The organism is Sphaerisporangium perillae (genome assembly GCF_023276435.1).
Taxonomy (GTDB): Bacteria; Actinomycetota; Actinomycetes; order Streptosporangiales; family Streptosporangiaceae; genus Sphaerisporangium; species Sphaerisporangium perillae.
In genome coordinates, this window is the sequence record NZ_JALLPO010000045.1 from 1 (window position 1) to 26211 (window position 26211).

Annotated in this window: 22 protein-coding genes and 1 tRNA gene; 19 read left to right on the forward strand and 4 right to left on the reverse strand. The window is 71.5% G+C overall.

Annotated elements, in window-relative coordinates; translation table 11 throughout:
• Positions 1 to 34 precede the first annotated feature (34 nt).
• Positions 35 to 1255, reverse strand: a complete 1221-nt coding sequence (locus MYF83_RS34140; protein WP_248964886.1) for an ABC transporter substrate-binding protein — start codon at positions 1253 to 1255, stop codon at positions 35 to 37.
• A gap of 75 nt (positions 1256 to 1330) precedes the next feature.
• Entirely contained in the window at positions 1331 to 2368 is a 1038-nt protein-coding gene (locus MYF83_RS34145; RefSeq protein WP_248964887.1) for an ABC transporter ATP-binding protein, read from the reverse strand.
• Between the two features lie 90 nt (positions 2369 to 2458).
• Here MYF83_RS34145 and MYF83_RS34150 point away from each other — a divergent pair, with 90 nt between their 5' ends.
• The 18 genes from MYF83_RS34150 to pyk all read left to right on the forward strand — a co-directional run bounded on the left by MYF83_RS34150 (position 2459) and on the right by pyk (position 23415).
• Positions 2459 to 3181 carry a FadR/GntR family transcriptional regulator gene (locus tag MYF83_RS34150; RefSeq protein WP_248964888.1) on the forward strand — a complete coding sequence of 241 codons (723 nt, stop codon included), beginning with the start codon at positions 2459 to 2461 and terminating at the stop codon, positions 3179 to 3181.
• 8 nt (positions 3182 to 3189) lie between these two features.
• Positions 3190 to 3915 carry a cache domain-containing protein gene (locus MYF83_RS34155; RefSeq protein WP_248964889.1) on the forward strand — a complete coding sequence of 242 codons (726 nt, stop codon included), beginning with the start codon at positions 3190 to 3192 and terminating at the stop codon, positions 3913 to 3915.
• Entirely contained in the window at positions 3905 to 4246 is a 342-nt protein-coding gene (hisI, locus tag MYF83_RS34160) for a phosphoribosyl-AMP cyclohydrolase (RefSeq protein WP_248964890.1), read from the forward strand. The genes MYF83_RS34155 and hisI overlap by 11 nt, the downstream gene beginning before the upstream one ends.
• Complete coding sequence (locus MYF83_RS34165; RefSeq protein ID WP_248964891.1) at positions 4246 to 4908, forward strand: TIGR02234 family membrane protein; 663 nt, start codon at positions 4246 to 4248, stop codon at positions 4906 to 4908. The genes hisI and MYF83_RS34165 overlap by 1 nt, the downstream gene beginning before the upstream one ends.
• Before the next feature lie 124 nt (positions 4909 to 5032).
• Entirely contained in the window at positions 5033 to 5521 is a 489-nt protein-coding gene (locus MYF83_RS34170; protein ID WP_248964892.1) for a CD225/dispanin family protein, read from the forward strand.
• A gap of 2 nt (positions 5522 to 5523) precedes the next feature.
• Positions 5524 to 5961, forward strand: coding sequence for a DUF2752 domain-containing protein (locus tag MYF83_RS34175; protein ID WP_248964893.1), 438 nt, complete (start codon positions 5524 to 5526; stop codon positions 5959 to 5961).
• A gap of 202 nt (positions 5962 to 6163) precedes the next feature.
• Entirely contained in the window at positions 6164 to 6988 is an 825-nt protein-coding gene (trpC, locus tag MYF83_RS34180) for an indole-3-glycerol phosphate synthase TrpC (RefSeq protein WP_248964894.1), read from the forward strand.
• Positions 6989 to 7026: 38 nt separating this feature from the next.
• Positions 7027 to 8229 carry a tryptophan synthase subunit beta gene (trpB, locus tag MYF83_RS34185; RefSeq protein ID WP_248964937.1) on the forward strand — a complete coding sequence of 401 codons (1203 nt, stop codon included), beginning with the start codon at positions 7027 to 7029 and terminating at the stop codon, positions 8227 to 8229.
• 31 nt (positions 8230 to 8260) lie between these two features.
• On the forward strand, positions 8261 to 9055 hold the full coding sequence (gene trpA, locus MYF83_RS34190) for a tryptophan synthase subunit alpha (RefSeq protein ID WP_248964895.1): 795 nt from the start codon (positions 8261 to 8263) through the stop codon (positions 9053 to 9055).
• 273 nt (positions 9056 to 9328) lie between these two features.
• Positions 9329 to 9877, forward strand: coding sequence for a MauE/DoxX family redox-associated membrane protein (locus MYF83_RS34195; protein ID WP_248964896.1), 549 nt, complete (start codon positions 9329 to 9331; stop codon positions 9875 to 9877).
• Positions 9878 to 9901: 24 nt separating this feature from the next.
• Complete coding sequence (locus MYF83_RS34200) at positions 9902 to 10654, forward strand: DsbA family protein (protein WP_248964897.1); 753 nt, start codon at positions 9902 to 9904, stop codon at positions 10652 to 10654.
• Between the two features lie 26 nt (positions 10655 to 10680).
• Positions 10681 to 11892 carry a prolipoprotein diacylglyceryl transferase gene (gene lgt / locus MYF83_RS34205; RefSeq protein WP_248964898.1) on the forward strand — a complete coding sequence of 404 codons (1212 nt, stop codon included), beginning with the start codon at positions 10681 to 10683 and terminating at the stop codon, positions 11890 to 11892.
• Between the two features lie 85 nt (positions 11893 to 11977).
• A complete protein-coding gene (locus MYF83_RS34210) occupies positions 11978 to 12793 on the forward strand; it encodes a hypothetical protein (protein ID WP_248964899.1) in 816 nt (271 codons plus the stop codon).
• Positions 12794 to 12804: 11 nt separating this feature from the next.
• On the forward strand, positions 12805 to 13452 hold the full coding sequence (locus MYF83_RS34215; RefSeq protein ID WP_248964900.1) for a hypothetical protein: 648 nt from the start codon (positions 12805 to 12807) through the stop codon (positions 13450 to 13452).
• A 280-nt stretch (positions 13453 to 13732) separates the two neighbouring features.
• Positions 13733 to 18247 carry a glutamate synthase large subunit gene (gene gltB, locus MYF83_RS34220; RefSeq protein WP_248964901.1) on the forward strand — a complete coding sequence of 1505 codons (4515 nt, stop codon included), beginning with the start codon at positions 13733 to 13735 and terminating at the stop codon, positions 18245 to 18247.
• A 14-nt stretch (positions 18248 to 18261) separates the two neighbouring features.
• Positions 18262 to 19746: a glutamate synthase subunit beta gene (locus MYF83_RS34225; protein ID WP_248964902.1), complete on the forward strand. Its 1485-nt coding sequence runs from the start codon at positions 18262 to 18264 to the stop codon at positions 19744 to 19746.
• A 192-nt stretch (positions 19747 to 19938) separates the two neighbouring features.
• Entirely contained in the window at positions 19939 to 21693 is a 1755-nt protein-coding gene (locus MYF83_RS34230) for a S8 family peptidase (RefSeq protein ID WP_248964903.1), read from the forward strand.
• A gap of 291 nt (positions 21694 to 21984) precedes the next feature.
• A complete protein-coding gene (gene pyk / locus MYF83_RS34235) occupies positions 21985 to 23415 on the forward strand; it encodes a pyruvate kinase (protein WP_248964904.1) in 1431 nt (476 codons plus the stop codon).
• Between the two features lie 14 nt (positions 23416 to 23429).
• Here pyk and MYF83_RS34240 read toward each other — a convergent pair whose 3' ends face one another.
• Both MYF83_RS34240 and MYF83_RS34250 read right to left on the reverse strand, forming a co-directional pair.
• Complete coding sequence (locus MYF83_RS34240; RefSeq protein ID WP_248964905.1) at positions 23430 to 25040, reverse strand: hypothetical protein; 1611 nt, start codon at positions 25038 to 25040, stop codon at positions 23430 to 23432.
• Positions 25041 to 25404: 364 nt separating this feature from the next.
• Positions 25405 to 25477 (reverse strand) — tRNA-Leu (locus tag MYF83_RS34250).
• Positions 25478 to 25545: 68 nt separating this feature from the next.
• On the opposite strand from MYF83_RS34250, the gene MYF83_RS34255 reads away from it, so the two are divergent.
• Complete coding sequence (locus MYF83_RS34255; RefSeq protein ID WP_248964906.1) at positions 25546 to 26118, forward strand: ANTAR domain-containing response regulator; 573 nt, start codon at positions 25546 to 25548, stop codon at positions 26116 to 26118.
• Positions 26119 to 26211: the final 93 nt, after the last annotated feature.

A 26211-nucleotide genomic window follows, 5' to 3' on the forward strand; every position in this document is an offset into this window, starting at 1 on the left:
GCCGGCGCGACCGGCGTCCCCGATGGCGAACCCATCAACCCTTGATCTCCGTCCATGCCCGGGTCCACTCCGAGTAGTCCTTGCACTTGACGTCGGTACGGCCGTCCAGGCACTGGACGATCGGGGTGGTCCAGTAGTGGACCTTCGCGAAGTAGGCCTCGTCGGTGGCGTGGTAGGTGTCGCAGAAGGTCTTGTCGGAGGTCTGCGCGCAGGCCTCGGAGTTCGAGGGCGCCTCACCGAACCACTCGGCCACCTGGGCGTTGGCCTTGGGGGAGATGATCCAGTCGAGCCACTTGTAGGCGCAGTTCGGGTGCTTGGCCTTGGCGGCGACCATCCAGGTGTCCGACCAGCCGGTGGCGCCCTCCTTGGGCAGGATGGCCTCGACGGGGGCCTTGTCGGCCTTGACGAGGTTGGCGATGACCTGCCAGGTCGTGCCGGCCACGGTGTCGCCGCTCTTGAAGGACTGCACGGCCTTGGTGTAGTCCGACCAGTACTCGCCGATGTTCTGCTTCTGCTGCTTGAGCAGGTCGACGGAGGCCTGGAACTGCTTGTCGTCGAGGGCGTAGGGGTCCTTGATGCCGAGCTCGGGCTTGGTGGCCATCAGGTAGAGCGCGGCGTCGGCGATGTAGATGGGGGAGTCGTAGGCCGTCAGCTTGCCCTTGTAGGGGGAGGCCGGGTCGAACACCACGCTCCAGGAGTCCGGCGCCGGGGTGACCTTGTCGGTGCGCCACATCAGCAGGTTGGCGCCCCGGCCGTGCGGGACGCCGTAGGCGACGCCGCCGACGGAGTTCCACGGCTTGAGCTTCAGCCCCTCGAACACGTTCTTGTAGTTGGGGACCAGGTCGGTGTTGACCGGGGCGACCGTTCCGGAGGCGATCAGGCGCAGCGAGGCGTCGCCGGAGGCGGACACGGCGTCGTACTCGCCGGTCTTCATCAGGTTGACCATCTCGTCGGAGGTGCCGGCGGTCTTGGTGTTGACCTTGCATCCGCTGGCCTGCTCGAAGGGGTGGACCCAGTCGACCTTGGGGTCGTTGGAGCCGTCCTCGGCGTACCCGGCCCAGGCGACCAGGTTGACCTGGCCTTCGCCGGCGCCGAGGCTCTTCTGCGCCTCCAGCTTGGGAGGGGTGAACCCGGTCTGGCCGGGGGCGGCGGTGCCGGCTCCGCCGCTGGTGGAGCCGCTGGTGGAGCCACCGCCGCAGGCGGCGGCGGCCAGCGCGAGCGCGGCGGTGGCGATCGCGAGTCGGGTGGACCGCATGGTGTCTCTCCTAGGGATGGAGCGGAGTGCCGAAATGAGGAGGGCTGGGATGGGGGGCCGAATGGACGGAGAAGGTCAGGAGGCGATGGCGAACTCGTGGCGGCGGTTCCACACGAGCCGGACACGGCCGCCACGCAGGCCGGTCACGTCCATGGAGGAGACCTCGAGGTTCTGCTGGAGGACGATCAGCCGGCCGCCGGCGTCGAGGTCGACGACGAACCGGGTCGCCGCCCCGGCGTACACCACCTCGGCGACCGTGCCGGTGGCGCTGTGCTCGTCGGCGCCGACGGCGGCGTCCGGGTCGAGCACCAGGCGCAGCTTCTCCGGGCGCACGCTGTAGGTGCCCTCCTTGCCGAGGACGGCCTTGGCCGCCTCGCCGGAGATCAGGTTGGAGGTGCCGACGAACCCGGCCACGAACGGCGTCGAGGGCCGCTCGTAGACCTCGGCGGGGGTGCCGACCTGCTCGATCCTGCCCTGGTCGAACACCGCGATGCGGTCGCTCATGGTCAGGGCCTCCTCCTGGTCGTGGGTGACGAACAGGAAGGTGATGCCGACCTGGCGCTGGATCTCCTTGAGCTCCAGCTGCATCTCCTCGCGGAGCTTGAGGTCGAGGGCGCCCAGGGGCTCGTCGAGCAGCAGGACGCGGGGCCGGTTGACCAGGGCCCGCGCCAGGGCGACCCGCTGGCGCTGCCCGCCGGACAGCTGGGAGGGCCGCCGCGCCTCGAAGCCCGACAGGCGCACCGAGCGCAGGGCTTCCAGAGCGCGGTCCCGCCGCTCGGCCTTGCCGACCTTCTTGACCCGCAGGCCGTACTCCACGTTCTGCATGACGCTCATGTGCGGGAAGAGCGCGTAGTCCTGGAAGACGGTGTTGACGTCCCGCTCGAAGGGGGCCAGGCGGGTGACGTCGCGCCCGCCGAGCTCGACCGTGCCGGAGGTGGGCGACTCGAAGCCGGCGATCATGCGCAGCACGGTGGTCTTGCCCGACCCGGATGGGCCGAGCATCGCGAAGAACTCGCCGTCGGCGATGTCGAGGTCGACGCCGGCGACCGCCTCCACCGGGCCGAAGCTCTTGCGGAGGCCGCGCAGCCGTACCGCCACGTTGTTCTCTGGCATGACTGCAAACATATGGGGTTAAATGTTTCATGGGAGTGCACGATCCGATATCTATGTGGTAACCCGGCGGCGGCAGAGGAGAGGCACGGCATGAACCCCACTCGCCTCGCCGTGTTCTCCCCGGTCGACAGCACGGCCCGGGTGGAGGCCGTCGTCCGCCGCCTCGCCGACGCGATCGCCCTCGGCCTGCTGGCCGACGGGGAGCAGCTCCCGAGCGAGGCCGAGCTGGCCGGCAGTCTCGGCGTCTCGACCGTGACCCTGCGCGAGGCGCTCATGGCGCTGCGGCAGCGCGACCTGGTCGAGACCCGGCGCGGCCGGGGCGGAGGGAGCTTCGTCCGCGTCCCGCCCGACCCCTCCGGCGCCGAGTTCGAGGTGCGCCTGCGCGCCTTCACCGTGGGGGAGCTGCGCGACCTCGGCGACCACTACGCCGCCATCGCCGGGGCGGCGGCACGCCTGGCGGCCCAGCGGTCCCTGCCCGGCGACGTCCAGCCCCTGTGGCGGTCCCTGGAGGAGATGGCCACGAGCTCCGACGCGCGCCGGGGGCGGGTCGAGGGGCGCTTCCACATCGAGGTGGCGGCCGCCTCCCAGTCGGCGCGGCTCACCCAGGAAGAGATCCGGTTACAGGCTGACATCGGACCGTTGCTCTGGCTTCCGCGCTCGGGCGCCACCCGGCACGATGAGGTGGTGGCAGAGCACCGTGCCATCGCCGAGGCCCTCCAGCGGGGTGAGGCCGACCAGGCGCGCGATCTGGCCGAGCGTCACGTGCTCGACGCCATCGAGCATCTCATCGAGCTCCGGCTCCTGGAAACATGAACGGGACCATGGCCACGAAGGTTGAGGACGAGGCCGGCGCGACCGTCACCCGGGCGTGCCGGGCCGTGAGCGACACCGCCGAGCAGGTCTTCCGCGCCCTGCGCGAGCTCAGGGTCGCCGCCGCCGAGCAGGTCCGCCTCGTCCGGCGCGCCGGCCGCGAGCCGGCGACCGCCGACCTCGCGGCGCTGCGGCCGATGCTGTTCGGGCATCTCGGCGCGCTGATCGCGGGCATCGGCTTCATCGCCGCCCCCGGCCTGCTCTCCGACGCCCCCTGGTATCTGGAATGGTGGCAGGACGGCCCCAGCGGGGCTCCGGTGCAGCTCCTGCGCGATCTCAACCCCGCGAGCAGCGCCTTCTACGACTACACGCACTGGGACTGGTTCGCCGGGCCGCACTCCGGGGCCGAGCGCACGGTCTGCGGCCCCTACGTCGACTACCTGTGCACCGACGAGTACAGCCTCACGCTGTCGGTCCCGGTGCTGGTGGAGGGCGCCTTCATCGGAGTGGCGGCGGCCGACGTGCTCGTACGGTCCTTCGAGGGCGCCGTCATCCCCTCTCTGAGGCGCATCCCGGCGCCGGCGCTGCTGGTCAACGCCTCGGGCCGGGTCGTGGCCTCCACGACGTCGCGGTGGCTGGCCGGATCGGTGTACCGGGGCGCGGCGGGTTTCACGGCACACCCCTGCGGTGACCTGCCCCTCCGGCTGGTTGCGGCAGAATTGCCTCATGCCTCTTGACCAGAAGATCGCGGATCGCCTGAAGCGCACTGCTGACGGGCTGGTGCCCGCGGTCGTCCAGCAGCACGACACCGGCGAGGTGCTGATGCTGGCATGGATGGACGACGAGGCGCTCCACCGCACGCTCACCACCGGCCGGGCGACCTACTGGTCGCGCAGCCGGCGCTCGTACTGGGTGAAGGGCGAGACCTCCGGCCACGTCCAGTGGGTCAGGCACGTCGCCCTCGACTGCGACGGCGACACGATCTTGCTGAAGGTCGACCAGGTCGGGGCGGCCTGCCACACCGGCGACCGCACATGCTTCGACGCCGACGTGCTCGAGGTGTCCTGATGACGGCGGCCGGCGCGCCGCCGCGTGCGGGCGCCACCCGGGACGGCGCGCGGCGCGCCCTGCCGGTGTGGGTGGCCGCCGGCGTGGCCGGAGCGGCGCTGGTCCTGTTCGCCTCCGGGCGCACCTGGGCGCAGGTCGCCTTCCCGGCGGCTCCGGGCGGCGGCGTCCACACCGCCCCGGTCGCGTTGTCCGGCGGCGATCTGGCCCCCGTCCTGAGCCCGCTGGCCCTGGCCTCGCTGGCCGCGGTGGTCGCCGTGCTGGCGACCCGCGGCCTGTGGCGCAGGGTGGTCGGCGTCCTGCTCGCGCTGCTCGGGGCGGCGGTCACCGTGGGCGCGTGGCAGGGAGCCTTCCAGGCGCACATGATCGCGGTCGCGGAGACGCGCGTCACGCTCACCAGCATGATCGACGTCGTGGTGTCGCCGGCGCGGCTCTGGCCGGTGCTCGCGATCACCGGAGGTCTGGTGCTCGTCGCGGCCGGCGCGCTGGCCGCGGTGCGCGGCGGCCGCTGGCCGGGCATGTCCGACCGGTACGAGCGGCAGGCGCCGCCGCTAGGCGCCGCGCGCGCGGAGCGCCCCGGCCGTGCCGAGCGGTCGCTGTGGGACGCCCTCGACCGCGGCGACGATCCGACCGACGCCGAGGGCCCCGGTCACCGCCCTGAATGACCCTCGCCAGGTGCTGTTTTCTATGACAAGTTGCCCACAAAGCGGAACATCGCCCCTGCACGGCACCGCTCATCGCTATGCTGCCGCAGCGCAAGAGGCGCATTGATCTCACAGGAGTCGTTCCATGAGCTACGGGAATCAGCCGGGCAATCCTGAGGGTTACGACCCTCAGCAGCCCGGCGGCCAGCCCTCCGGGGGGTACGGTCAGCAGGGCGGCGGCTACGGCCAGCAGCCTGGCGGCTACGGTCAGCAGGGCGGGGGGTACGGTCAGCAGGGCGGGTACCCGCCGCCCCAGGGCGGTCACGGCTACGGCCAGCAGGGGCCCTACGGCGGCGGGCCGGCCGCGCCGGACAATCACCTCGTCCCGGCGATCCTCACCACGCTGTTCTGCTGCCTTCCGTTCGGCATCGTGTCGATCGTGAAGTCGTCGCAGGTCAACTCCAAGTGGGCCGTCGGTGACTACCAGGGGGCCATCGCCGCGTCCGAAGAGGCGAAGACGTGGTGGAAGCGGGCGCTCATCTGGGGCATCGTGGTCGACGTGGTGGGGATCGTCCTCTACTTCGTCCTTCTGGCGGTGCTCTTCAGCGCGAGCACCGTGACCTACAGCAACTAACGATGGCGACGCACGCGGAGCCCACCGGGAGGCGGGGCGGGGGCCGGATGCGGCCGATGCTCGCGCCCCTCGGTGCGGCGGCACTGACGGGGGCGGTCTTCGCGTACGTCGGCGCGGTGGATCCGAGCGCGCCGGGTCACTATCCGACCTGCCCGTTCCTGTTCCTCACCGGGCTCTACTGCCCCGGTTGCGGGACATTGCGGACCATCCACGCGCTCGCGCACGGTGACGTGGTGGCGGCGCTCGGGCTCAACCCTCTCGCCGTGGCCACGATCCCGTTCCTGCTGTTCTGGTGGGGCCGGTGGACCCTGCGCACCTGGCAGCGGCGGCCGGTCCGCACGACGCTCGCCCATCCTGCCTACATCTGGGCGTTCCTCACGCTGGTGATCGTCTACTGGATCGTGCGGAACCTGCCCTTCGGCAGGTTCCTGGCGCCGTGAGGGTCCCGCATCCGGCCCCCTGTGGCGAGGCGACGGCGGTAAGCCCGATACCATCGGCAGGGCAAGGTCGGGAGAGGAAGCCGGCCTCCGAGCCGATCAGCCGGTCAGCCGATCACGGTCGGATGGCGAGGTGTCCTCGGCCCGCTGGCGCAGTCGACCGGAGGGACCCTGATCGGGTGAGCGAGCCAAGCGAGGAGATCAAGTGAGCGTGCTCGACGAGATCCTGGACGGCGTGCGAGCCGACCTCGCCGATCGGCAGCGGGCCGTGTCGCTGGCGGAGCTCAAGGACCGCGCCCAGCGGGCGCCGGCCACCAGGGACGCCTACGCCGCGCTGGGCGGGGACAAGGTCTCGGTCATCGCCGAGGTCAAGCGGTCCAGCCCTTCCAAGGGCGCCCTGGCGGCGATCGCCGACCCGGCGGCGCTGGCCGGCGACTACGAGGCGGGCGGCGCGCACGTCATCAGCGTGCTGACCGAGCGGCGCCGGTTCGGCGGCAGCCTCGACGACCTGGCCGCGGTGCGCGCGGCCGTCGACATCCCGGTCCTGCGCAAGGACTTCGTGGTCACCTCCTACCAGCTCTGGGAGGCGCGGGTCCACGGCGCCGACCTGGCGCTGCTCATCGTGGCCGCCCTTGACCAGAACGCCCTCGTCTCGTTGATCGAGAGGGCCGAGTCGATCGGCCTCGCGCCGCTGGTCGAGGTGCATACTGAAGAGGAGCTCGACCGGGCCCTCGAAGCGGGTGCGAAGATCATCGGCGTGAACGCGCGGAACCTCAAGACCCTGGAGGTCGACCGCGACGTCTTCGCGCGGATCGCGCCCAAGATCCCGGACGGCGTCATCAAGATCGCCGAGTCCGGCGTGCGCGGCCCGCACGACCTGCTGGCCTACGCCCGCGCCGGAGCCGACGCCGTGCTCGTCGGCGAGAGCCTGGTCACCGGCAAGGACCCGAGGGCCGCGGTGGTCGACCTGGTCACCGCGGGAGCACACCCCGCATCGCGACTCGACAACGGACCCGAGAGGCAGCAGTGACGATCGCAGAAGGCTCCCTCATCACCGCCGCCGACCTCGTGGGCGGCGGCGTCGCGGGCGACGACCCCGACGACCGGGGGCGCTTCGGCGTCTTCGGCGGCCGTTTCGTGCCCGAGGCGCTGATCCCGGCCCTCGACGAGGTCGCCAAGATCTACGCCGAGGCCAAGACCGACCCGGCGTTCATCAGCGAGTTCGACCACCTGCTGCGCACCTACGCCGGCCGGCCGACGACCATCACCGAGGTCCGCCGGTTCAGCGAGGTGGCGGGGGGCGCCCGCGTCCTGCTCAAGCGCGAGGACCTCACCCACACCGGCGCCCACAAGATCAACAATGTGCTGGGCCAGGCGCTGCTGACCAAGCGCCTCGGCAAGACCCGCGTCATCGCCGAGACCGGCGCAGGCCAGCACGGCGTCGCCACCGCGACCGCCTGCGCGCTGCTCGGCCTCGAATGCGTCATCTACATGGGCGAGGTCGACTGCGAGCGCCAGGCGCTCAACGTCGCCCGCATGAAGCTCCTCGGCGCGAGGGTCGTCCCGGTCGGCAACGGCAGCCGCACCCTCAAGGACGCCATCAACGAGGCCTTCCGCGACTGGGTGACCAACGTCGACACCACGCACTACCTGTTCGGCACGGTCGCCGGGCCTCACCCGTTCCCCGAGATCGTCCGCGACTTCGCGCGCATCATCGGCGTCGAGGCCCGCCGCCAGGTCCTGGAGCTCACAGGCGGCCTGCCCGACGCCGTGGCCGCGGCCGTCGGCGGCGGCTCCAACGCCATCGGCATCTTCCACGCCTTCATCGGCGACGAGGGCGTCGCGCTCCACGGCTACGAGGCCGCCGGGCACGGCGTGGAGACCGGCGAGCACGCCTGCACCCTCACCGAGGGCTCGATCGGCGTGCTGCACGGCTCCCGCACCTATGTCCTGCAGGACGACGAGGGCCAGACCATCGAGTCCCACTCGATCTCGGCGGGCCTGGACTACCCCGGCGTCGGCCCCGAGCACGCCTGGCTGAAGGACACCGGCCGCGCCACCTACCACGGCATCACCGACGCCGAGGCGATGGAGGCGTTCTCCATCCTGGCGCGCACCGAGGGCATCATCCCGGCCATCGAGTCGGCGCACGCCCTGGCGGGCACGATGAAGCTCGGCCGCGAGCTCGGCCCGGAGGCGACCATCCTGGTCAACCTCTCCGGGCGCGGCGACAAGGACATGGGCACCGCCATGAAGTACTTCAACCTGTAGGCCTCAGACCTCTAAAGCGGGACATCCTGACATGACGACTCTGCAGACGGTGTTCGAGAAGGCACGGGCCGACAGGCGCGCCGCGCTCGTCGGATACCTCCCGGCCGGCTTCCCCACCAAGGACGGCGCCATCGCCGCCGCGACCGCCATGGTGGAGGCCGGCTGTGACGTCATCGAGATCGGCCTGCCCTACTCCGACCCGCTGATGGACGGCCCCACCATCCAGGACGCCGTGCACCGCGCCCTGGTGAACGGCACCCGCATCGCCGACGTGATGCGCACCGTCGAGGGAGTGGCCAAGAGCGGCGCGGCCGTGCTGGTCATGACCTACTGGAACCCGATCGACCGCTACGGCGCCGAGCGGTTCGCCCGCGATCTGGCGAACGCGGGCGGCACCGGCACCATCACCCCCGACCTCACCCCTGAGGAGGCCGGGCCCTGGCGCGAGGTCAGCGCCGCCTCGGGCATCGACACCGTCTTCCTGGTCGCGCCGAGCTCCCCGGACGAGCGCATCCAGGCCGTGGCCGAGTGCTGCACCGGTTTCGTCTACGCCGCCTCGCTCATGGGCGTCACCGGCGCGCGCACGAGCGTGGGCGCGGCGGCCGAGGGCCTGGTGAAGCGGTGCCGCGCCCAGACCGACCTGCCCGTCTGCGTCGGGCTCGGCGTCGGCACGGGCGCGCAGGCCGCCGAGGTCGCGGGGTACGCCGACGGTGTCATCGTCGGCTCGGCGTTCATCCGCCGCCTCCTGGACGCCCCCGACGAGGCCTCCGGGCTGTCGGCGGTGCGCGAGCTCGCCTCCGAGCTGGCGGCGGGCGTCCGCGCCTGACCCCGGTCAAGGGGCCGTTGGTCCCGCCGGAAAGGTCCTCCTGTCGGTTTCCCGAGGTCACCACACTTTGGCAGTCTTCTTTCGAAGATTGTTTACCGGACGCTTATCGGCCTCATGGTGGGCTGTACTGCCGGTAGCCTTCGGCGGAAGGCCGAAGTCCGGAGTGAGGTCCGCCGCCCCGGTGACAGGGGCGTCGCGGCTCGACCCTTCCGCGGCACGTTTCGCGGGGACAAAGGAGACGCTGATGCTGGTGAGGTCGAGGAGGCCGCGCCGATGAGGTCGCTTTACGCGCATCCGGCGGTACCCTGGGTGACGACCGTCGCCCGGCTGGTGGTCGCGGGCGTGCTGATCGTGGCCGGCTGGCTGAAGATCGGCACACCGGCGCTGTCGGTCCAGGCAGTGCAGGCCTACGAGCTGCTGCCGGCGCAGGTCGCCACCGCGGTGGGCTACGGCCTGCCGATCGTCGAGATCGTCGTCGGGGTGTTGCTGGTTGTCGGGTTGCTCACGCGTGCGGCGGGTGTCGTCTCCGCGCTGCTCATGCTGGCCTTCGTGGTCGGCATCGCGTCGGCGTGGGCGCGCGGCCTGCGCATCGACTGCGGCTGCTTCGGCGGCGGAGGCAAGCTGGCCGCCGGGCAGAGTCCCAGCTATTTCTGGGAGATCCTCCGGGACGGCGGGCTGTTCCTGCTGGGCGCGTGGATCGTCCGGTTCGCCCCCGGCCGCCTCTCGCTCGACTCCGCTCTGGGCCTGGTCGCGGCCCCGGCGGCGCACGACGGCGAGGATGGCGGCATCGATGGTGAAGAGCCCGGCATGAGCCCGGCATGAGCCAGATATGAAGGAGAGTCTCTGATGGGAAAGGCCGCGCGGGAGGGTTCCGCCCGCGAGCGCATCAAGGCGCAGCGCGAGCAGGAGCGCCGGCAGCAGCAGCGCAAACGGGTCGTCACCATCGCCGCGGTGGTCATCGTGGCGATCGCGGTCATCGCGGGCGGCTGGTGGTATGTCCAGTCGGGCAAGTCCGAGACCGCCACCGCGCAGCTCGCCCCGATCAGCCACCAGGCCGACGGCACCACGGTCATGGCGAAGCCCGGCGTCGAGAAGCCCGTTCTCGACATCTACGAGGACTTCCAGTGCCCGGCGTGCAAGCTGTTCGAGCAGACCAGCACGCCGACGGTGAAGAACATGGCCGCGGCGGGCCAGGTCAAGGTCGTCTACCACCCGGTCAACATCTTCACCGAGGAGCCCGCCCACGGCAACACCGTGCGCGCCTCCGCGGCGGCCCGCTGCGTGACCGACGGCAAGCAGTGGATGGCCTTCCACGACCGGCTCTTCAAGGAGCAGCCCGCAGAGACGGCGCAGGGCTTCGCGCTCGATGACCTGGTGAAGTGGGGCAAGGAGGCCGGCGTCACTGATCCGGGCTTCGAGTCCTGCGTGCGGACCCAGAAGTACGCCCTGACCCAGGCCGACTTCAACAAGAAGGCCACAGACTCCGGGCAGTTCCCCAAGGGCACCCCGACGCTGCGGCTCAACGGCCAGGAGGTCGACAATGGCGTCGCGTTCAACCCCGCGTCCCTGCGCCAGGCCATCCTTGATGCCGCGAAGTAGGCCGGGAACCGGTAACGTCACCTGACATGCCCCTGGCCTCCATTCCCAGCCCGCCAGAAGGGGTCTGGTACCTCGGACCGATCCCTCTGCGGGCCTACGCTTTCTGCATCGTGCTCGGCGTCGTCGTCGCCGTCTGGATCGGCGAGCGCCGCTGGCGCGCCCGAGGCGGCGAGCCCGGCACGATCACCGATCTCGCCGTCTGGGCCGTTCCGTTCGGCCTGGTCGGCGGGCGGCTGTACCACGTCATCACCGACTGGCAGCTGTACTTCGCGCCTGACGCCCCGAACCGGCCGATCGACGCCCTGTTCATCTGGCACGGCGGTCTCGGCATCTGGGGAGCCGTGGCGCTCGGCGGCGTCGGAGTGTGGATCGCCTGCCGCAGGCGCGGCATCTCCCTGTCGGCGGTGGCCGACACCGTGGCACCCGGCATCGCGGTGGCGCAGGCCATCGGCCGCTGGGGCAACTACTTCAACCAGGAGTTGTTCGGCGGGCCGACCAGCCTGCCGTGGGGGCTGGAGATCGACCCGGGCCGTCCCGGCACGATCCCGGGCGAGGCGACCTACCACCCCACGTTCCTGTACGAGTCGCTGTGGGACCTCGCCTTGGCCGGCGTCCTGGTGTGGGCGGGCAGGCGTTACGGGCTGCGTCACGCCCGGCTGTTCGCGCTCTACGTCGCGGGCTACACGATCGGCCGCTTCTGGATCGAGGGCATGCGGGTCGATCCGGCCCACCACATCCTCGGCCTGCGGCTGAACCAGTGGACCTCCATCGTGATCCTCCTCGGCGCCCTGGCCTACTTCTGGCTGACCAGGAACAAGACCACCGAGGAGATCGTGGTCCCGGCGCGCGGTGACGCCCTCGACCCGGCGCACGACGCGGGCCAGGCCGACGAGCACGAACTCGCCGAGGCCGCGGCCGCGAACGCCTCCGCCGGGGATTCGCCCGAGCCGGGCGCCGCCGCGGAGGATTCACCGGGCGACGACGCGCCGGCCGCGAAGACCGGACCGGATGCCGGTGAGGCTGCTGTGGAGGCAGAGCCGGATGCCGGTGAGGCTGCCGTGAAGGCAGAGCCGGCCACCGCCTCGGCGGACGCGGACGACACCGCCGACCGGTCCCACCCGGCGAGCCAGGCCGACCCGCACGAGAGTGCCGGCGTCTCGGACGAGAAGGCCACTGCCCCCGGCGCGAGCGACGCGGCGGCTCCGGCGGCAGCGGACTCGGAGGCGAATTCGCGATGACCCAGGGCGGCTCCTCGGGGGGGCGCGCCGAGATCGGCTTCGGGCGCCATGAGCCGGTCGACGGGCTTCTGGGGTCCGGCGGCCTGTGAGCGCGCGCGGTGGCAGCAAGCGGCGACGGTCGTCGTTCGAAGTCGGGGCCCTGTCCGAGCGGGGCCTGTCCCAGCGGCAGCAGCGCGTCCTGTTCGGCGTGGGCACGGTGCTGGCGGTGCTGCTCGGCGGTTTCGGGCTGACCGCCATAGTGAGCACCCTCGGCGTCTCCGGCCCGCCCGCCGATCAGGGCACGCCCGCCGACGCGATCGGGCTGCCCCGTCCGGCCGACTACCAGGCGTGGCCGTCGCCCAAGCTCTTCGCCCCGATCGGCGACCGCAAGGCGGACAAGACCCCGTTGCGAGCCGAGGAGGTCTTCTCCGTGAAGAACCTCAAGAGCGGCAAGCTGACGCTCAGGCTGGCCGCCCGCCGCCTGGACGGCGCCTGCGCGCCCGCCGTGTGGGGCGGCAGCGTGCTGGCCAAGCTGGGGGAGACGGGCTGCACCCAGGCCGTGCGGGGCCTGTACCTCAGCGCCGACCGCCGGTACGTCGCCCAGTACACCCTGTTCAACATGGCGGACGCCGCCTCGGCCGAGGGGTTCGTGCAGCAGATGTCGACCCTCTACCGAGGGGGAGGGTGGGTGCGGGTGCTGGAGTCGAAGATCGCGGCGTTCCCCGCCGACGGCTACAGCGAGGCCAGTGGCCACGCCATGGGGCACTACGCGGGGTTCGTGTGGGTCGGGCGGCTCGACGGCCAGGAGGCGACGGCGAAGGACGACTTCGTCTCGCTCGCTCTGAGCGCCCGGGCCGCGGAGAAGCCGATCTACCGTCGTATCGTCGCGGTCACCGGGCCCGCGGCACCCCCGGCCGGGTAGGGTCGGTGGCCATGCCCAGCCGTACGTGGATCGCCGTCGCGGTCGCGGGCGCGCTCGCCGGGGTGGGGGCGATCGTGTTCCTGGTCACCCGCCCGCAGACCGGTCCGGCCCCGGCGAGGATCCGCGCCGAGCGCACCTCCGCGCTGTACGCGCCCATCGCCAGCCGGCGCGACGATCCCCGCCCGCTGAGCGAGCGCGAGGTGTTCGGCTCGGCCGCACCGGCCTCCTCAGGGGTGACCATGGAGCGCCGTCAGGTCTCGATGTCGGCCGACTGCTCCGAGGCGCTGTGGGGGAGCGGTCCCACGGCGGCCGCCGCGGGATGCGCCCAGGTGGTGCGGGCGAGCTTCGCCAGCGCGGACGGCGGTGTGTCGGGCCAGTACGCCGTCTTCGACATGCCCGACGGCGCCTCGGCGGACCGGCTCGTCGACGCGCTCGGCTCCGGGCACGGCGGCGGCTTCCTGCGGCTCGCGCCCGGCCAGCCCGGCTCGTTCGACGCCGGCCACAGCAGGGCGGAGGTGCGGGCCCTCGGCCATTTCGTGGTCGTGAACTGGGTCGGGCCGGTGGGCGACGAGGGCTCGGTCGACCTGACCTTCCCGCAGGTGGCCCTGGAGGGCCTCGGCCGGTTCGTCCAGCAGCGGGTGCTGAGCGCGACCGGTTGAAACTTGACCCTCTCCTGACCGGTTACAGAGCACCTACCGAGCCTGCCACCTGGAATAACATCTTTTTTACCGACGTTATGGAACTGCGGCCTGGGACGTACGACAACGGACATCGAGGTGTCCACCCATACGGTGAATGTTCGCGATTCCCACCTGGCGGGCACTATTCCGACAGGGTGAGGTAGTCTCTACACACCTAACAGCAGCAGGGCCAACGTCGTCCCTCTTGCCTGCACTCGCCAATCCAGACGAAGCAGACGAAGACGACGGGAGGGATTCAATGCCTGCTGCCCGCCTCGGGTTCCCCGAGCCCCAGGGCCTTTACCACCCTTCGCAGGAGCACGACGCCTGTGGTGTAGCGATGGTCGCCGATGTCGCCGGGCGCCGAAGCCACGACATCGTCGCGAAGGCCCTGACGGCGCTGTGCAACCTGGACCACCGAGGGGCAAAGGGTAGCGAACCGGATACCGGCGATGGCGCCGGCATCCTGACGCAGATGCCCGACGCGCTCCTCCGCGGATCAGTGGACTTCCCCCTTCCCTCGGCCGGCTCCTACGCCGCAGGCATCGCGTTCCTGCCGCTCGACGAGCAGGCCCGCGCCATCGGCATGGGGATGATCGAGGAGATCGCCGCCGAGGAGGGCCTGACCGTTCTCGGCTGGCGCGAGGTCCCCGTCGACACCGCCCACGCCGGGCCGAGCGCCCGCGCCGTGATGCCATCGTTCTGGCAGCTCTTCGTCGCCTCGCCCAACGGCGAGTCCGGGCTGGAGCTCGACCGCCTGGCCTTCTGCCTGCGCAAGCGGGCCGAGCACGAGGTGGACGTCTACTTCCCCTCGCTGTCCTCGCGGACCATCGTCTACAAGGGCATGCTGACCACCCCGCAGCTGGAGCCCTTCTTCCCCGACCTCTCCGACGAGCGGTTCGTGAGCGCGATCGCGCTGGTCCACTCGCGGTTCTCGACCAACACCTTCCCGTCGTGGCCCCTGGCGCACCCGTACCGGTACATCGCGCACAACGGCGAGATCAACACCGTCAAGGGCAACCGCAACTGGATGCGGGCCCGCGAGGCGATGCTGGCGACCGAACTGATCCCCGGCGACCTTTCGCGGCTCTTCCCGATCTGCGACCCCGACGCCTCCGACACGGCGTCCTTCGACGAGTGCCTCGAACTTCTCCACCTGGGCGGCAGGAGCCTCCCGCACGCCGTGCTGATGATGATCCCCGAGGCGTGGGAGAACCACACCGAGATGGATCCCGCGCGGCGGGCCTTCTATGAGTACCACTCCACCTCCATGGAGGCGTGGGACGGCCCCGCGTCGATCACCTTCAGCGACGGCACCCTGGTCGGCGCGGTCCTGGACCGCAACGGCCTGCGTCCCGGCCGGTTCTGGGTGACCGAGGACGGCCTGGTCGTCCTGGCCTCCGAGGCCGGCGTGCTGGACATCGAGCCGTCCAAGGTCGTCCGCAAGGGCCGCCTCCAGCCGGGCAAGATGTTCCTGGTCGACACCGAGCGCGGCAAGATCATCGAGGATGACGAGGTCAAGGCCGAGCTGGCGGCCGCCCACCCGTACGGCGAGTGGCTGCACGCCGGACTCGTCCGCTTCGAGGAGCTGCCCGAGCGGCAGCGCCCGATCGTCACCCACGAGGCCCTGGTCAAGCGCCAGCAGACCTTCGGTTACACCGAGGAGGAGCTGCGCGTCATCCTGGCCCCGATGGCCAAGGCGGGCGCCGAGCCGATCGGCTCCATGGGCACCGACTCCCCGGTGGCGGTGCTGAGCGAGAAGCCCCGGCTGCTGTTCGACTACTTCAGCCAGCTGTTCGCCCAGGTCACCAACCCGCCGCTGGACGCGATCCGCGAAGAGCTGGTCACCTCGCTGCAGACCACCATCGGGCCGGAGGGCAACCTGCTCTCGCCGGACCCGGCGTCCTGCCGCCGGCTGGTCCTGCCGTACCCGGTGATCGACAACGACGAGCTCGCCAAGATCATCCACATCAACGACGAGGGCGCGCTGCCCGGCTTCCAGCCGCACGTCGTCTCCGGACTCTTCGAGGTCGCAGGCGGCGGCGAGGGGCTGCTGCACCGCCTGGAGGAGATCTGCGCCGAGGTGTCGCAGGCCATCGCGGACGGCGCGCGCATCATCGTGCTGTCCGACCGCGGTTCCGACCGCAGCCTGGCCCCGATCCCGTCGCTGATGCTCACCGGCGCGGTGCACCACCACCTGATCCACGAGAAGTCGCGTACGCGCGTCGGCCTGGTCGTCGAGACCGGCGAGGCCCGCGAGGCCCACCACATGGCGCTGCTGATCGGCTACGGCGCCTCGGCCGTCAACCCCTACCTGGCGATCGAGACCGCCGAGGACATGGTGGCCTCCGGGGCGCTGGACCTCGACCCGCGCGCGGCCGTGCGCAACCTGATCAAGGCGTACGGCAAGGGCGTGCTGAAGATCATGTCCAAGATGGGCGTGTCCACGGTCGCCTCCTACACCGGCGCGCAGATCTTCGAGGCGCTGGGGCTGGGCGAGGAGGTCATCGACGCCTGCTTCGCCGGCACCACCTCCCGCCTGGGCGGCGTCGGTTTCGACGTCCTCGCCAAGGAGGTCGGCCTACGGCACCTGCGGGCCTACCCGCGCGCCGAGAACGCCCACCGGCGCCTGGACGTCGGCGGGGAGTACCAGTGGCGCCGCGAGGGCGAGCCGCACCTGTTCAACCCCGAGACGGTCTTCAGGCTGCAGCACGCCACCCGCACCCGCCGCTACGAGGTCTTCAAGCAGTACACCGAGCTGGTCGACACCCAGGCCGAGAAGCTCATGACCCTGCGCGGGCTGTTCAAGCTCCGCGAGGGCGTGCGCCCGCCCGTGCCGATCGAGGAGGTCGAGCCGGTCGAGAGCATCGTCAAGCGCTTCTCCACCGGCGCGATGTCCTACGGGTCGATCTCCAAGGAGGCGCACGAGACCATCGCGATCGCCATGAACCGGCTGGGCGCCAAGTCCAACACCGGTGAGGGCGGCGAGGACCCCGACCGGCTCTACGACCCGGCACGCCGCAGCGCCATCAAGCAGGTGGCCTCCGGCCGGTTCGGCGTCACCAGCGAGTACCTGGTCAACGCGGCCGACCTGCAGATCAAGATGGCGCAGGGCGCCAAGCCCGGCGAGGGCGGGCAGCTGCCCGGCCACAAGGTGTACCCGTGGATCGCCAAGACCCGGCACTCCACGCCCGGCGTCGGCCTCATCTCGCCGCCGCCGCACCACGACATCTACTCGATCGAGGACCTGGCCCAGCTGATCCACGACCTGAAGAACAGCAACCCCGAGGCGCGCGTCCACGTGAAGCTCGTCGCGGAGGTCGGGGTCGGCACCGTGGCGGCCGGGGTCAGCAAGGCGCACGCCGACGTGGTGCTCATCTCCGGCCACGACGGCGGCACCGGCGCCTCGCCGCTGACCTCCATCAAGCACGCGGGCGCCCCCTGGGAGCTCGGCCTGGCCGAGACCCAGCAGACGCTGCTGCTCAACGGCCTTCGCGACCGCATCGTCGTGCAGGCCGACGGCCAGCTCAAGACGGGCCGGGACGTCGTGGTCGCCGCGCTGCTCGGCGCCGAGGAGTTCGGCTTCGCCACCGCGCCGCTGGTGGTCTCCGGCTGCGTCATGATGCGCGTCTGCCACCTGGACACCTGCCCGGTCGGGGTCGCCACGCAGAACCCCGAGCTGCGCAAGCGGTTCACCGGCAAGCCGGAGTTCGTCGTGAACTTCTTCGAGTTCATCGCCGAGGAGGTCCGCGAGTACCTCGCCGCGCTCGGGTTCCGCTCGATCGACGAGGCCGTGGGCCACGCCGAGTTCCTGGACACCACGGCCGCGGAGGACCACTGGAAGGCGGCGGGTCTCGACCTGTCCCCGATCCTGCACGTGCCCTCCCTGCCGGAGGGAACGCCGCTGCACCGCACGGTCGCCCAGGACCACGGCCTGGACAAGGCGCTGGACAACACGCTCATCCAGCTCACCGAGGGCGCGCTGGAGTACGGCGACCGGGTGACGCTGGAGCTGCCCATCCGCAACGTCAACCGCACGGTCGGCACGATGCTCGGCCACCAGGTGACCAAGCGGCACGGCGGGGCGGGCCTGCCCGACAACACGATCGACGTGAGCTTCACGGGCTCGGCGGGCAACTCCTTCGGCGCGTTCGTGCCGAGGGGCCTCACCCTGCGGCTCACCGGCGACGCCAACGACTACCTCGCCAAGGGCCTGTCGGGCGGCCGGGTGACGGTCCGGCCGCACCCCGACGCGCCGTTCAGCGCCGAGGAGCAGGTCATCGCCGGCAACGTCGGCCTGTACGGGGCGACCTCGGGAGAGGTCTTCATCAGGGGAGTCGTGGGCGAGCGGTTCTGCGTCCGCAACTCCGGCGCCACCGCCGTCGTGGAGGGCGTGGGCGACCACGGCTGCGAGTACATGACCGGCGGCCGGGCGATCGTGCTCGGCCCGACCGGGCGCAACTTCGCGGCGGGCATGTCGGGCGGCATCGCCTACGTGCTCGACCTCAACCCGGTGCGGGTCAACCGCGAGATGGTCGCCATCGAGGAGCTCACCGAGGAGGACTCGGAGTTCCTGAGGGACATCGTCGAGCGCCACCTGGCGGAGACCGGCTCCACGGTCGCCAAGACGCTGCTCGACGACTGGGAGGACACGCTCACCCGCTTCGGCAAGGTCATGCCGATCGACTACAAGCGGGTGCTCAAGGCTCTGGAGGCCGCGCGTGCCGAGGGCCGGGACATCGACGAGGCGGTCATGGCCGCCGTACACGGTTAAGGGAGGTTTCACCGATGGCCGACCCCAAGGGGTTTCTGACGCACGCACGTGAGCTGCCGGCGCGCCGCCCGGTCGACGTCCGCATCCGCGACTGGCGGGAGGTCTACGAGGACTTCCCGAAGCCCGCGCTCACCAAGCAGGCCGCGCGCTGCATGGACTGCGGCATCCCGTTCTGCCACAACGGCTGCCCGCTCGGGAACCTCATCCCCGAGTGGAACGACCTCGTCTTCCGCGACGACTGGCACGAGGCGATCGAGCGGCTGCACGCCACGAACAACTTCCCGGAGTTCACCGGCCGCCTGTGCCCGGCTCCGTGTGAGGCGGCGTGCGTCCTCGGCATCAACTCCGACCCCGTGGCGATCAAGCGGGTCGAGGTGGAGATCATCGACCGGGCGTTCGCCGAGGGCTGGGTTCCTCCGCAGCCGCCCGCGGTCAAGACCGGCCGGCGGGTCGCGGTCGTCGGCTCGGGGCCGGCCGGCCTCGCCGCCGCCCAGCAGCTCACCCGGGCCGGGCACGACGTGGTGGTCTTCGAGCGCGCCGACCGCATTGGGGGCCTGCTGCGGTACGGCATCCCCGAGTTCAAGATGGAGAAGCGGCACGTCGACCGGCGCCTGGCGCAGATGCGCGCGGAGGGCACCGAGTTCCGCACGGGCGTCAACGTGGGCGTCGACGTCACGGCCGAGCGGCTGCGCGAGGAGTTCGACGCGATCGTCCTCGCCGGTGGCGCGACCGCCTGGCGCGACCTGCCGGTGGCCGGGCGCGAGCACGCGGGCATCTACCAGGCCATGGAGTACCTCCCGCTCTCCAACAAGGTGCAGGAGGGCGACCTCAAGGTCTCTCCGGTGTCGGCCGAGGGCAAGCACGTCGTGGTGATCGGCGGCGGTGACACCGGCGCCGACTGCGTCGGCACGGCGGTCCGCCAGGGCGCGGCCTCGGTCACCCAGCTGGAGATCATGCCGATGCCGCCGGACGCGCGGCCGCACTCCCAGCCGTGGCCGACCTACCCGATGCTGTTCAAGATGGAGAGCGCCCACGAGGAGCTCGAGGCCGAGGGCGGCGCGCGGGTGTACGCCGTGTCGACGACGGAGTTCGTCGCCGACGAGCAGGGACGGGTGAGGGCCCTGCGGCTGGTCGACGTGGAGGGCCCGGCGACGGGGTTCAAGCCGATCCCGGGCAGCGAGCGGGAGATCCCGGCGGAGCTGGTCACGCTGGCGATGGGCTTCCTCGGGCCGGAGAAGGGCGCCCTGCTCGGCGACCTCGCCGCGCTGGCCGCCGACCCGGAGTCGTTCTTCGACGCCCGGGGGAACGTCGTTCGGGACAAGTCGTACATGTCGGGTGTGGAGGGCGTGTTCGTGGCCGGTGACATGGGTCGCGGGCAGTCGCTCATCGTGTGGGCGATCGCGGAGGGCCGCTCGGCCGCGGCCGCCGCCGACCGCTACCTGACCGGTCACACGGCCCTGCCGGTGGCGATCCCGCCGACGGCCCGGCCCCTGGTCTGACACTCTGGAAGGACGGCGTCCCGTCGTTGGGACGCCGTCCTTTTTGTATTAGTTTCGGTAGTCTCTTACATTCTTTATAGCTATATATGTCTATAACGGATCGATTGCCAAGATTTTCGGAGACAACTTGCTTTGGCGCTCGATCCCCTGAAAGATGCTGCCTCGTTGTGTGACAGGCAGAGGGGAAGGTCGATGGTGCGGGGGTACAGAAGACTCGGGGGCGCCGCCGTCTCGCTGGCAGTGGCGGCCGCGCTCGCCGCGGGCTCGCTCGTGACGGGCGCGGGCCCGGTGGCGGCCGCGCCCATAGAGGCGAAGACGGGCGAGTACCTCGTCTTCTACGCCCAGGGCGCCCAGGCCCAGGCGCTGAGCGCGATCAAGGCGGGTGGCGGCACGGCCGACGCCGTGGACGGCAAGCTCGGCTACGTCCTCGCCCACGGCCCCGGCACGGCCTTCGCCGAGCGGCTCGGCGCCAGCCCGGCGGTCGTCGGCGTTACCGACAACCGCCGGATCGGCGCGACCACCGCCCTGCACGCCCAAGGTCCGGCCTCCGTGCCGGCCCTGGTCCCCGCGACCTCCTCCGCACCGGCCTCCGTGCCCGCGAGCGCCTCGGCGCCCGCGGTCCCCGCCGCCGCCTCGGCCTCCGGGGTCGCGGCCGGCGCGGCGTCCTCGCGCGGCGGAGACCCGCTGTCGGGCCGCCAGTGGGACATGAAGATGATCGGCGCCACGCCGAGCGGCTCGTACGCCAAGGAGCGCGGCAGCAAGAAGGTCCTGGTCGGCATCATCGACACCGGCGTGGACGGCAGGCACCCCGACATCGCCCCCAACTTCGACCGCAAGCTCAGCCGCAACTTCGTGACCGACCGCCCGAAGGACCCGAACGGCAAGACGCTGGACGGGCCCTGCGAGCACAAGAGCTGCAAGGACCCGGTCGACGAGGACGACGACGGCCACGGCACCCACGTCGCCAGCACCATCGGCTCGCCGCTCAACGGCATCGGCGTCGCGGGCGTCGCGCCGAACGTGTCGCTGGTCAACCTGCGCGCCGGCACCGACTCGGGCTTCTTCTTCCTCAAGCCGGTCCTCGACGCGCTCACCTACGCCGGCGACGCGGGCATCGACGTGGTCAACATGAGCTTCTTCGTCGACCCCTGGACGTTCAACTGCACGAACAACCCGGCCGACTCCAAGGCCGACCAGCTGCAGCAGGCCGGCATCATCACCGGCGTCCAGCGCGCGCTCGACTACGCCCGCAACCGCGGCGTCACGCTGATCACCGCGCTCGGCAACGGCGCGACCGACCTCGGCGCCCCGACGAGCGACGCCGAGAGCCCGGGCTATCCGCTCGGCAAGGAGCGCGAGCGCACGATCGACAACTCGTGCATCAACGTGCCGGCCGAGTCGCGCGGCGTCATCTCCGTCTCCGCCGTCGGCCCGAGCGAGCGCAAGGCCTGGTACTCCGACTACGGCATCGAGCAGACCGACCTGTCCGCCCCCGGCGGCGACCCCTCCGACACCGGCACCTCGATCAAGGGCACGGCGAGGGAGATCCTCGCCGCCGCTCCGGCGGGGGCGTTGCGCAAGCAGAAGCTGATCGACGCCAAGGGCAAGCCGACCAGCTCCTCGGTGGTGCGCGAGTGCCACCACGGCAACTGCTTCTACTACCAGTACCTCTCCGGCACCTCGATGGCCTCGCCGCACGCCACCGGCGTGGCCGCGATCCTGATCAGCCGCTTCGGCAAGCCCGGCAAGGGCGGGCTGACCATGTCCCCGGCCCAGGTGGAGAAGCTGCTGTACGCGACGGCGACCCCGGTGGCCTGCCCGTCCTCCGGCTCCACCACCTACACGGTGAGCGAGGAGACCCACACCTGCGCCGGTTCCAAGGCGAAGAACGGCTTCTACGGGCACGGCCTGGTCGACGCCTACCGCGCGGCCACGACCAAGGGCTGAGCCAGGGGTTTCCGGCCCCGGTCCGGCGGTTCGAATCTGCCCGACCGGGGCCGTCGCCGTCCATGTGGGCCCCTCGCACACCATGCGACAACTATTCTGAGGAGTACACGAAGACCAATACGGACCTCGCGCGCCCTGTCGCACCCCTTGCGGTCCCCCTCCGGGGCCGCACCTCCTACCTGCGGCGACGTGCCGGGGAGCCGTAGATGGCAGGCTCATGTCACCTGGATTTCGCCGGGTGCTGTGAACTTCGTCATCATCAAGTGGTCTGTACCAATTAGGGTAGGACTTGTGAGTCGTCGAGCGAAGATTGTCTGCACACTGGGGCCCGCCACCTCCTCTCCGGAGCGCCTGCGCGAGCTGATCGCCGCCGGGATGAACGTGGCGCGGTTCAACCTCAGCCACGGGAGCCACGAGCTGCACAAAGAGGTACACGCCAGGGTGAGGGAGGCGGCCGCCGAGCTCGGCAAGGCCGTCGGCGTCCTCGCCGACCTGCAGGGCCCCAAGATCCGTGTGGGCCGGTTCGCCGAGGGCCCGGTACGTCTCGGCTTCGGTGACGTCTTCACGATCACCACCGAGGACGTCCCCGGTGACCGCGCCATGGTCTCCACGACCTACGAGGGCCTGCCCACCGACGTCAAGCCCGGCGACACGATCCTCGTCGACGACGGCCGCCTCTGCCTGGAGGCCACCGCCGTCGAAGGGCCGCGAGTCGTCACCAAGGTCGTCGTCGGCGGCATGATCTCCGACAACAAGGGCCTCAACCTGCCGGGCGTCGCGGTCTCCGCCCCCGCCCTCACCGAGAAGGACGAGGAGGACCTGCGCTGGGCCCTCCGCACCGGCTTCGACATGATCGCGCTGTCCTTCGTGCGCAGCCCCGACGACGCGGCGATCGTCCGCACCATCATGGACGAGGAGGGCGTCCACCTGCCGCTCCTCGCCAAGATCGAAAAGCCGCAGGCGGTCGAGCGCCTCGAGGAGATCGTCGACGCCTTCGACGGCATCATGGTCGCGCGCGGCGACCTCGGCGTGGAGCTCCCGCTGGAGCAGGTGCCGATCGTGCAGCGGCGGGCCATCGCGCTGGCCAGGGAGAAGGCCCACCCGGTCATCGTGGCCACCCAGATGCTCGACTCCATGATGAGCGCTCCCCGGCCCACCCGGGCCGAGGTCTCCGACGTCGCCTACGCCGTCATGGACGGCGCCGACGCCGTCATGCTCTCCGGCGAGACCTCGGTCGGCAGTTACCCCATCGAGTCGGTCGCGACGATGGCGCGCATCGCCTCCGCGGCCGAGGCCGACTCGCTGGAGTCGACCCACACCTTCGAGCGGCTCCCCGAGACCACCGGCGGCGCCATCGCCCGCGCGGCGGCCGAGGTCGGCGCGATCGTCGGCGCCAAGGCGCTGTGCGCGTTCACGATGTCGGGGGAGACCGCGCGGCGGCTCGCCCGCTACCGGTCCCCGATCCCGCTGCTGGCCTTCACCTCCGCACCGGAGGTGCGCGGCCAGCTCGCCCTCACCTGGGGCGTCGAGACCTTCGAGGTGCCGTTCGTCCACCACACCGACGACATGGTGCGCCAGGTCGAGTCGGCCCTGCTGTCGACCGGCCGCTACGAGAAGGGCGACAAGGTCGTCATCGTCGCCGGCTCGCCCCCCGGCAACCACGGCTCCACCAACGCCCTGCGCGTCCACACCATCGGCTCCGCCGTCACCAGCGGCGGCTGACCACGGCTCGGCCGTCACGGGCGGCGGCCGACCACGGCTCCACCGATACCGTGCGCGTCCACACCATCGGCTCCGCCATGACGAGCAGCGGCTGACCGGCCGCTCGGCCGGTGGCCCTCGGGGCCGCCGGGTGGCTCTTCCCGCTCGTCGAGTCGTTCGTCCATTCGGCGCCGGGGCGGCGGGGAGTGGTGCGGCGGGGTCGGCGCCCCTGTGCCGCGGGTGACCCGGCGGATGTTCGCGGGTCCGGGGCAACTTTCGGTGGTGAGATCGCCAAGGGGCGCATGTGAGGCGGCCCGCCGGTAAGGCCCGCCGGTTGGATCGGCCGCATGACGGTAGCCGGGGAACAAGCTGACGAGGCCGGACGGTCCCGGGCCGGCCGCCCTGCCGCGTCCCGGCTGCTCCGCACGGCGTCCCGGGCGGTGCTCCAGCCGGTGTCTCGGGCGCTGCGCCGCCCGGCGGGCCCACTGGCGGCCGTGGCGGCGCTGTACGGGGTAACGCAGCTGTGGTTCGTCGGCCCGGGCCTGCGCTGGGGCTGGGACGAGCTGGTCTACCTCAGCCAGGTGAGCCCGAGTCTGCCCGACGCCGCGTTCACCGCGCCGCGCGCCCGTGGCATCACCTGGCTGGCCGCCCCCGCCGCGGCCTTCTCGCCCTCGCCGCAGGTCGTACGCCCTTGGATGACACTGCTGTCGTCCGCCGGGCTGTTCCTGGCGTACCTGCCATGGCTGCGGGTGCTTCGCCACCGCGGCCGGTCGTGGACGGTGGCGCTGGCCGCACTGCTGCTCGCCGGGCTGTGGGTCGCGCAGTACTACGGCGGCGCGGTCATGCCGAACCTGTACGTCGCCTACGGGTCGGTCGCGGCCACCGCCTTCCTGCTTCTTGCTCTCCGCGACCGGGCCCTGCCGGGTGCCGCCCTGGCGGGCGCGGCCCTCGCCGATCCGCCGAGGCGCGGCGTGCTCGCCGGGCTCGCGTTCAGCGTCGCGGCGGTCGCGGTGCTGCGGCCCGGCGACGCCGCGTGGCTGGTGCTCGGGTTCGTCGTGGCCGTGCTCGTGCTCCGCGAGGGACGGCGCGGCGCCGTGGCGGGCCCGGACCCGCAGGCCCTGAGCGGGCGGCGGCGTGCCTTCGCCGCCACCGGCCTGGCCATGGCCGGTGGGCTCGGCGCCGGGCTCGCGCCGTGGGTCGTCGAGGCGTTCCTGTGGCACGGCGGGCCGCTGCACCGCCTGCAGGAGGCCGCCAGGATCCAGGGACGGCTGCGGCCCACCTGGGGCGTGGTCCATGAGTTCGCCGCGCTCAACGGGCCGCTGCTGTGCCGGCCGTGCACGACCCCCATCAGGTACCCGCACCTGGGGATATGGTGGCTCGCTCTGCCTTTCGCGGTCGCCGGTGGGCTGCTCGCGGCACGCCGGCTCGGCGTGGCCCGGCCGTATGGGGTGGCCTGCGCCGCCGGTGCGGCCCTGGCGGCGCAGTACCTGTTCCTGGTGGGATACGGGGCGCCGCGCTTCCTGCTGCCCGCCTACGCCCTGCTGGCCCTGCCCGTCGCCCTGCTCCTGGTGCGGCTCGCGTCGTCCGGGCGGGTGGCCGCCGCGCTCGTCGTCCTGGCGGTGACCGGCCAGCTCGTCACCCAGCATCTGGTGCTCGGGCGCCGCGTGGAGCGGTCGGTGGCCTACCGGGCGGGGGAGCGGGTGGTGGCCGAGACGCTGCGGAAGGCGGGGCTACGCCCCCCGTGCGTCGTCGGCGGCCCGGCGGGGACGCTGCCCATCGCCTACGAGGCGGGATGCGCGTACCGCACCGTGCGCGCGACCTCCCCGGCCAGGCTCGGCGGGGCGGTGGCGGCCTACGTCACCCACGAGCAGGAGACGCGGGCCGCGGGCCGGGTGCCCCGGCGCCTGCTCACGCCCGAGGGACGCGTGTGGTACCTGTGGCTGCCCGCGGCGGGCGCGGGGGAGGAGATGAGAACCGCGCGGCCTCGGCCACGCGGTTTCGCCGGTGCAGTGCCCCGAGTGGGATTCGAACCCACACTGTATGGATTTTGAGGCCATCGACTCTGCCGTTGGTCTATCGGGGCGCCGTGGTGCTCGTGTCCCTAATCTAGCGGACATCGGTACTCTCTTGGTCGTGAGTACGCAGCGACGAGTGGTGATCGCGGAAGACGAGGCCCTGATCCGCCTCGACCTGAAGGAGATGCTGGAAGAAGAGGGCTATGCCGTCGTCGGCGAGGCCGGGGACGGCGAGACGGCGATCAAGCTGGCTCTGGAGCAGCGCCCCGATCTGGTGATCCTCGACGTCAAGATGCCCATCCTCGACGGCATCTCGGCCGCCGAGCGCATCGTGTCGGAGCGGGTGGCACCCTGCCTGATCCTGACGGCGTTCTCCCAGCGCGACCTCGTGGAGCGGGCGAGGGACGCGGGGGCCATGGCCTACCTGGTCAAGCCGTTCACCAAGTCCGACCTCGTTCCGGCGATCGAGATGGCCGTCAGCCGGCACGAGGAGATCACGGCGCTGGAGCGGGAGGTCACCACCCTCGGGGAGCGGCTGGAGACCCGCAAGCTCGTCGAACGGGCCAAGGGCCTGCTGATGGCCCAGCACGGCTGGAGCGAGCCGCAGGCGTTCCGCTGGATCCAGAAGGCCTCGATGGACCGCCGGATGAGCATGCGCCAGGTAGCCCAGGCCGTGGTGAGCGAGGCGCAGGAGCCCGAGGAGTCATGATCGTGACGACCCTGTCAATACGGGGCCTGTCACGCTGTCAACGTGTGGCCCCGCCGCGCGGCCGGGTCCTGCCCGTCACGGGGCCGTGCCCGC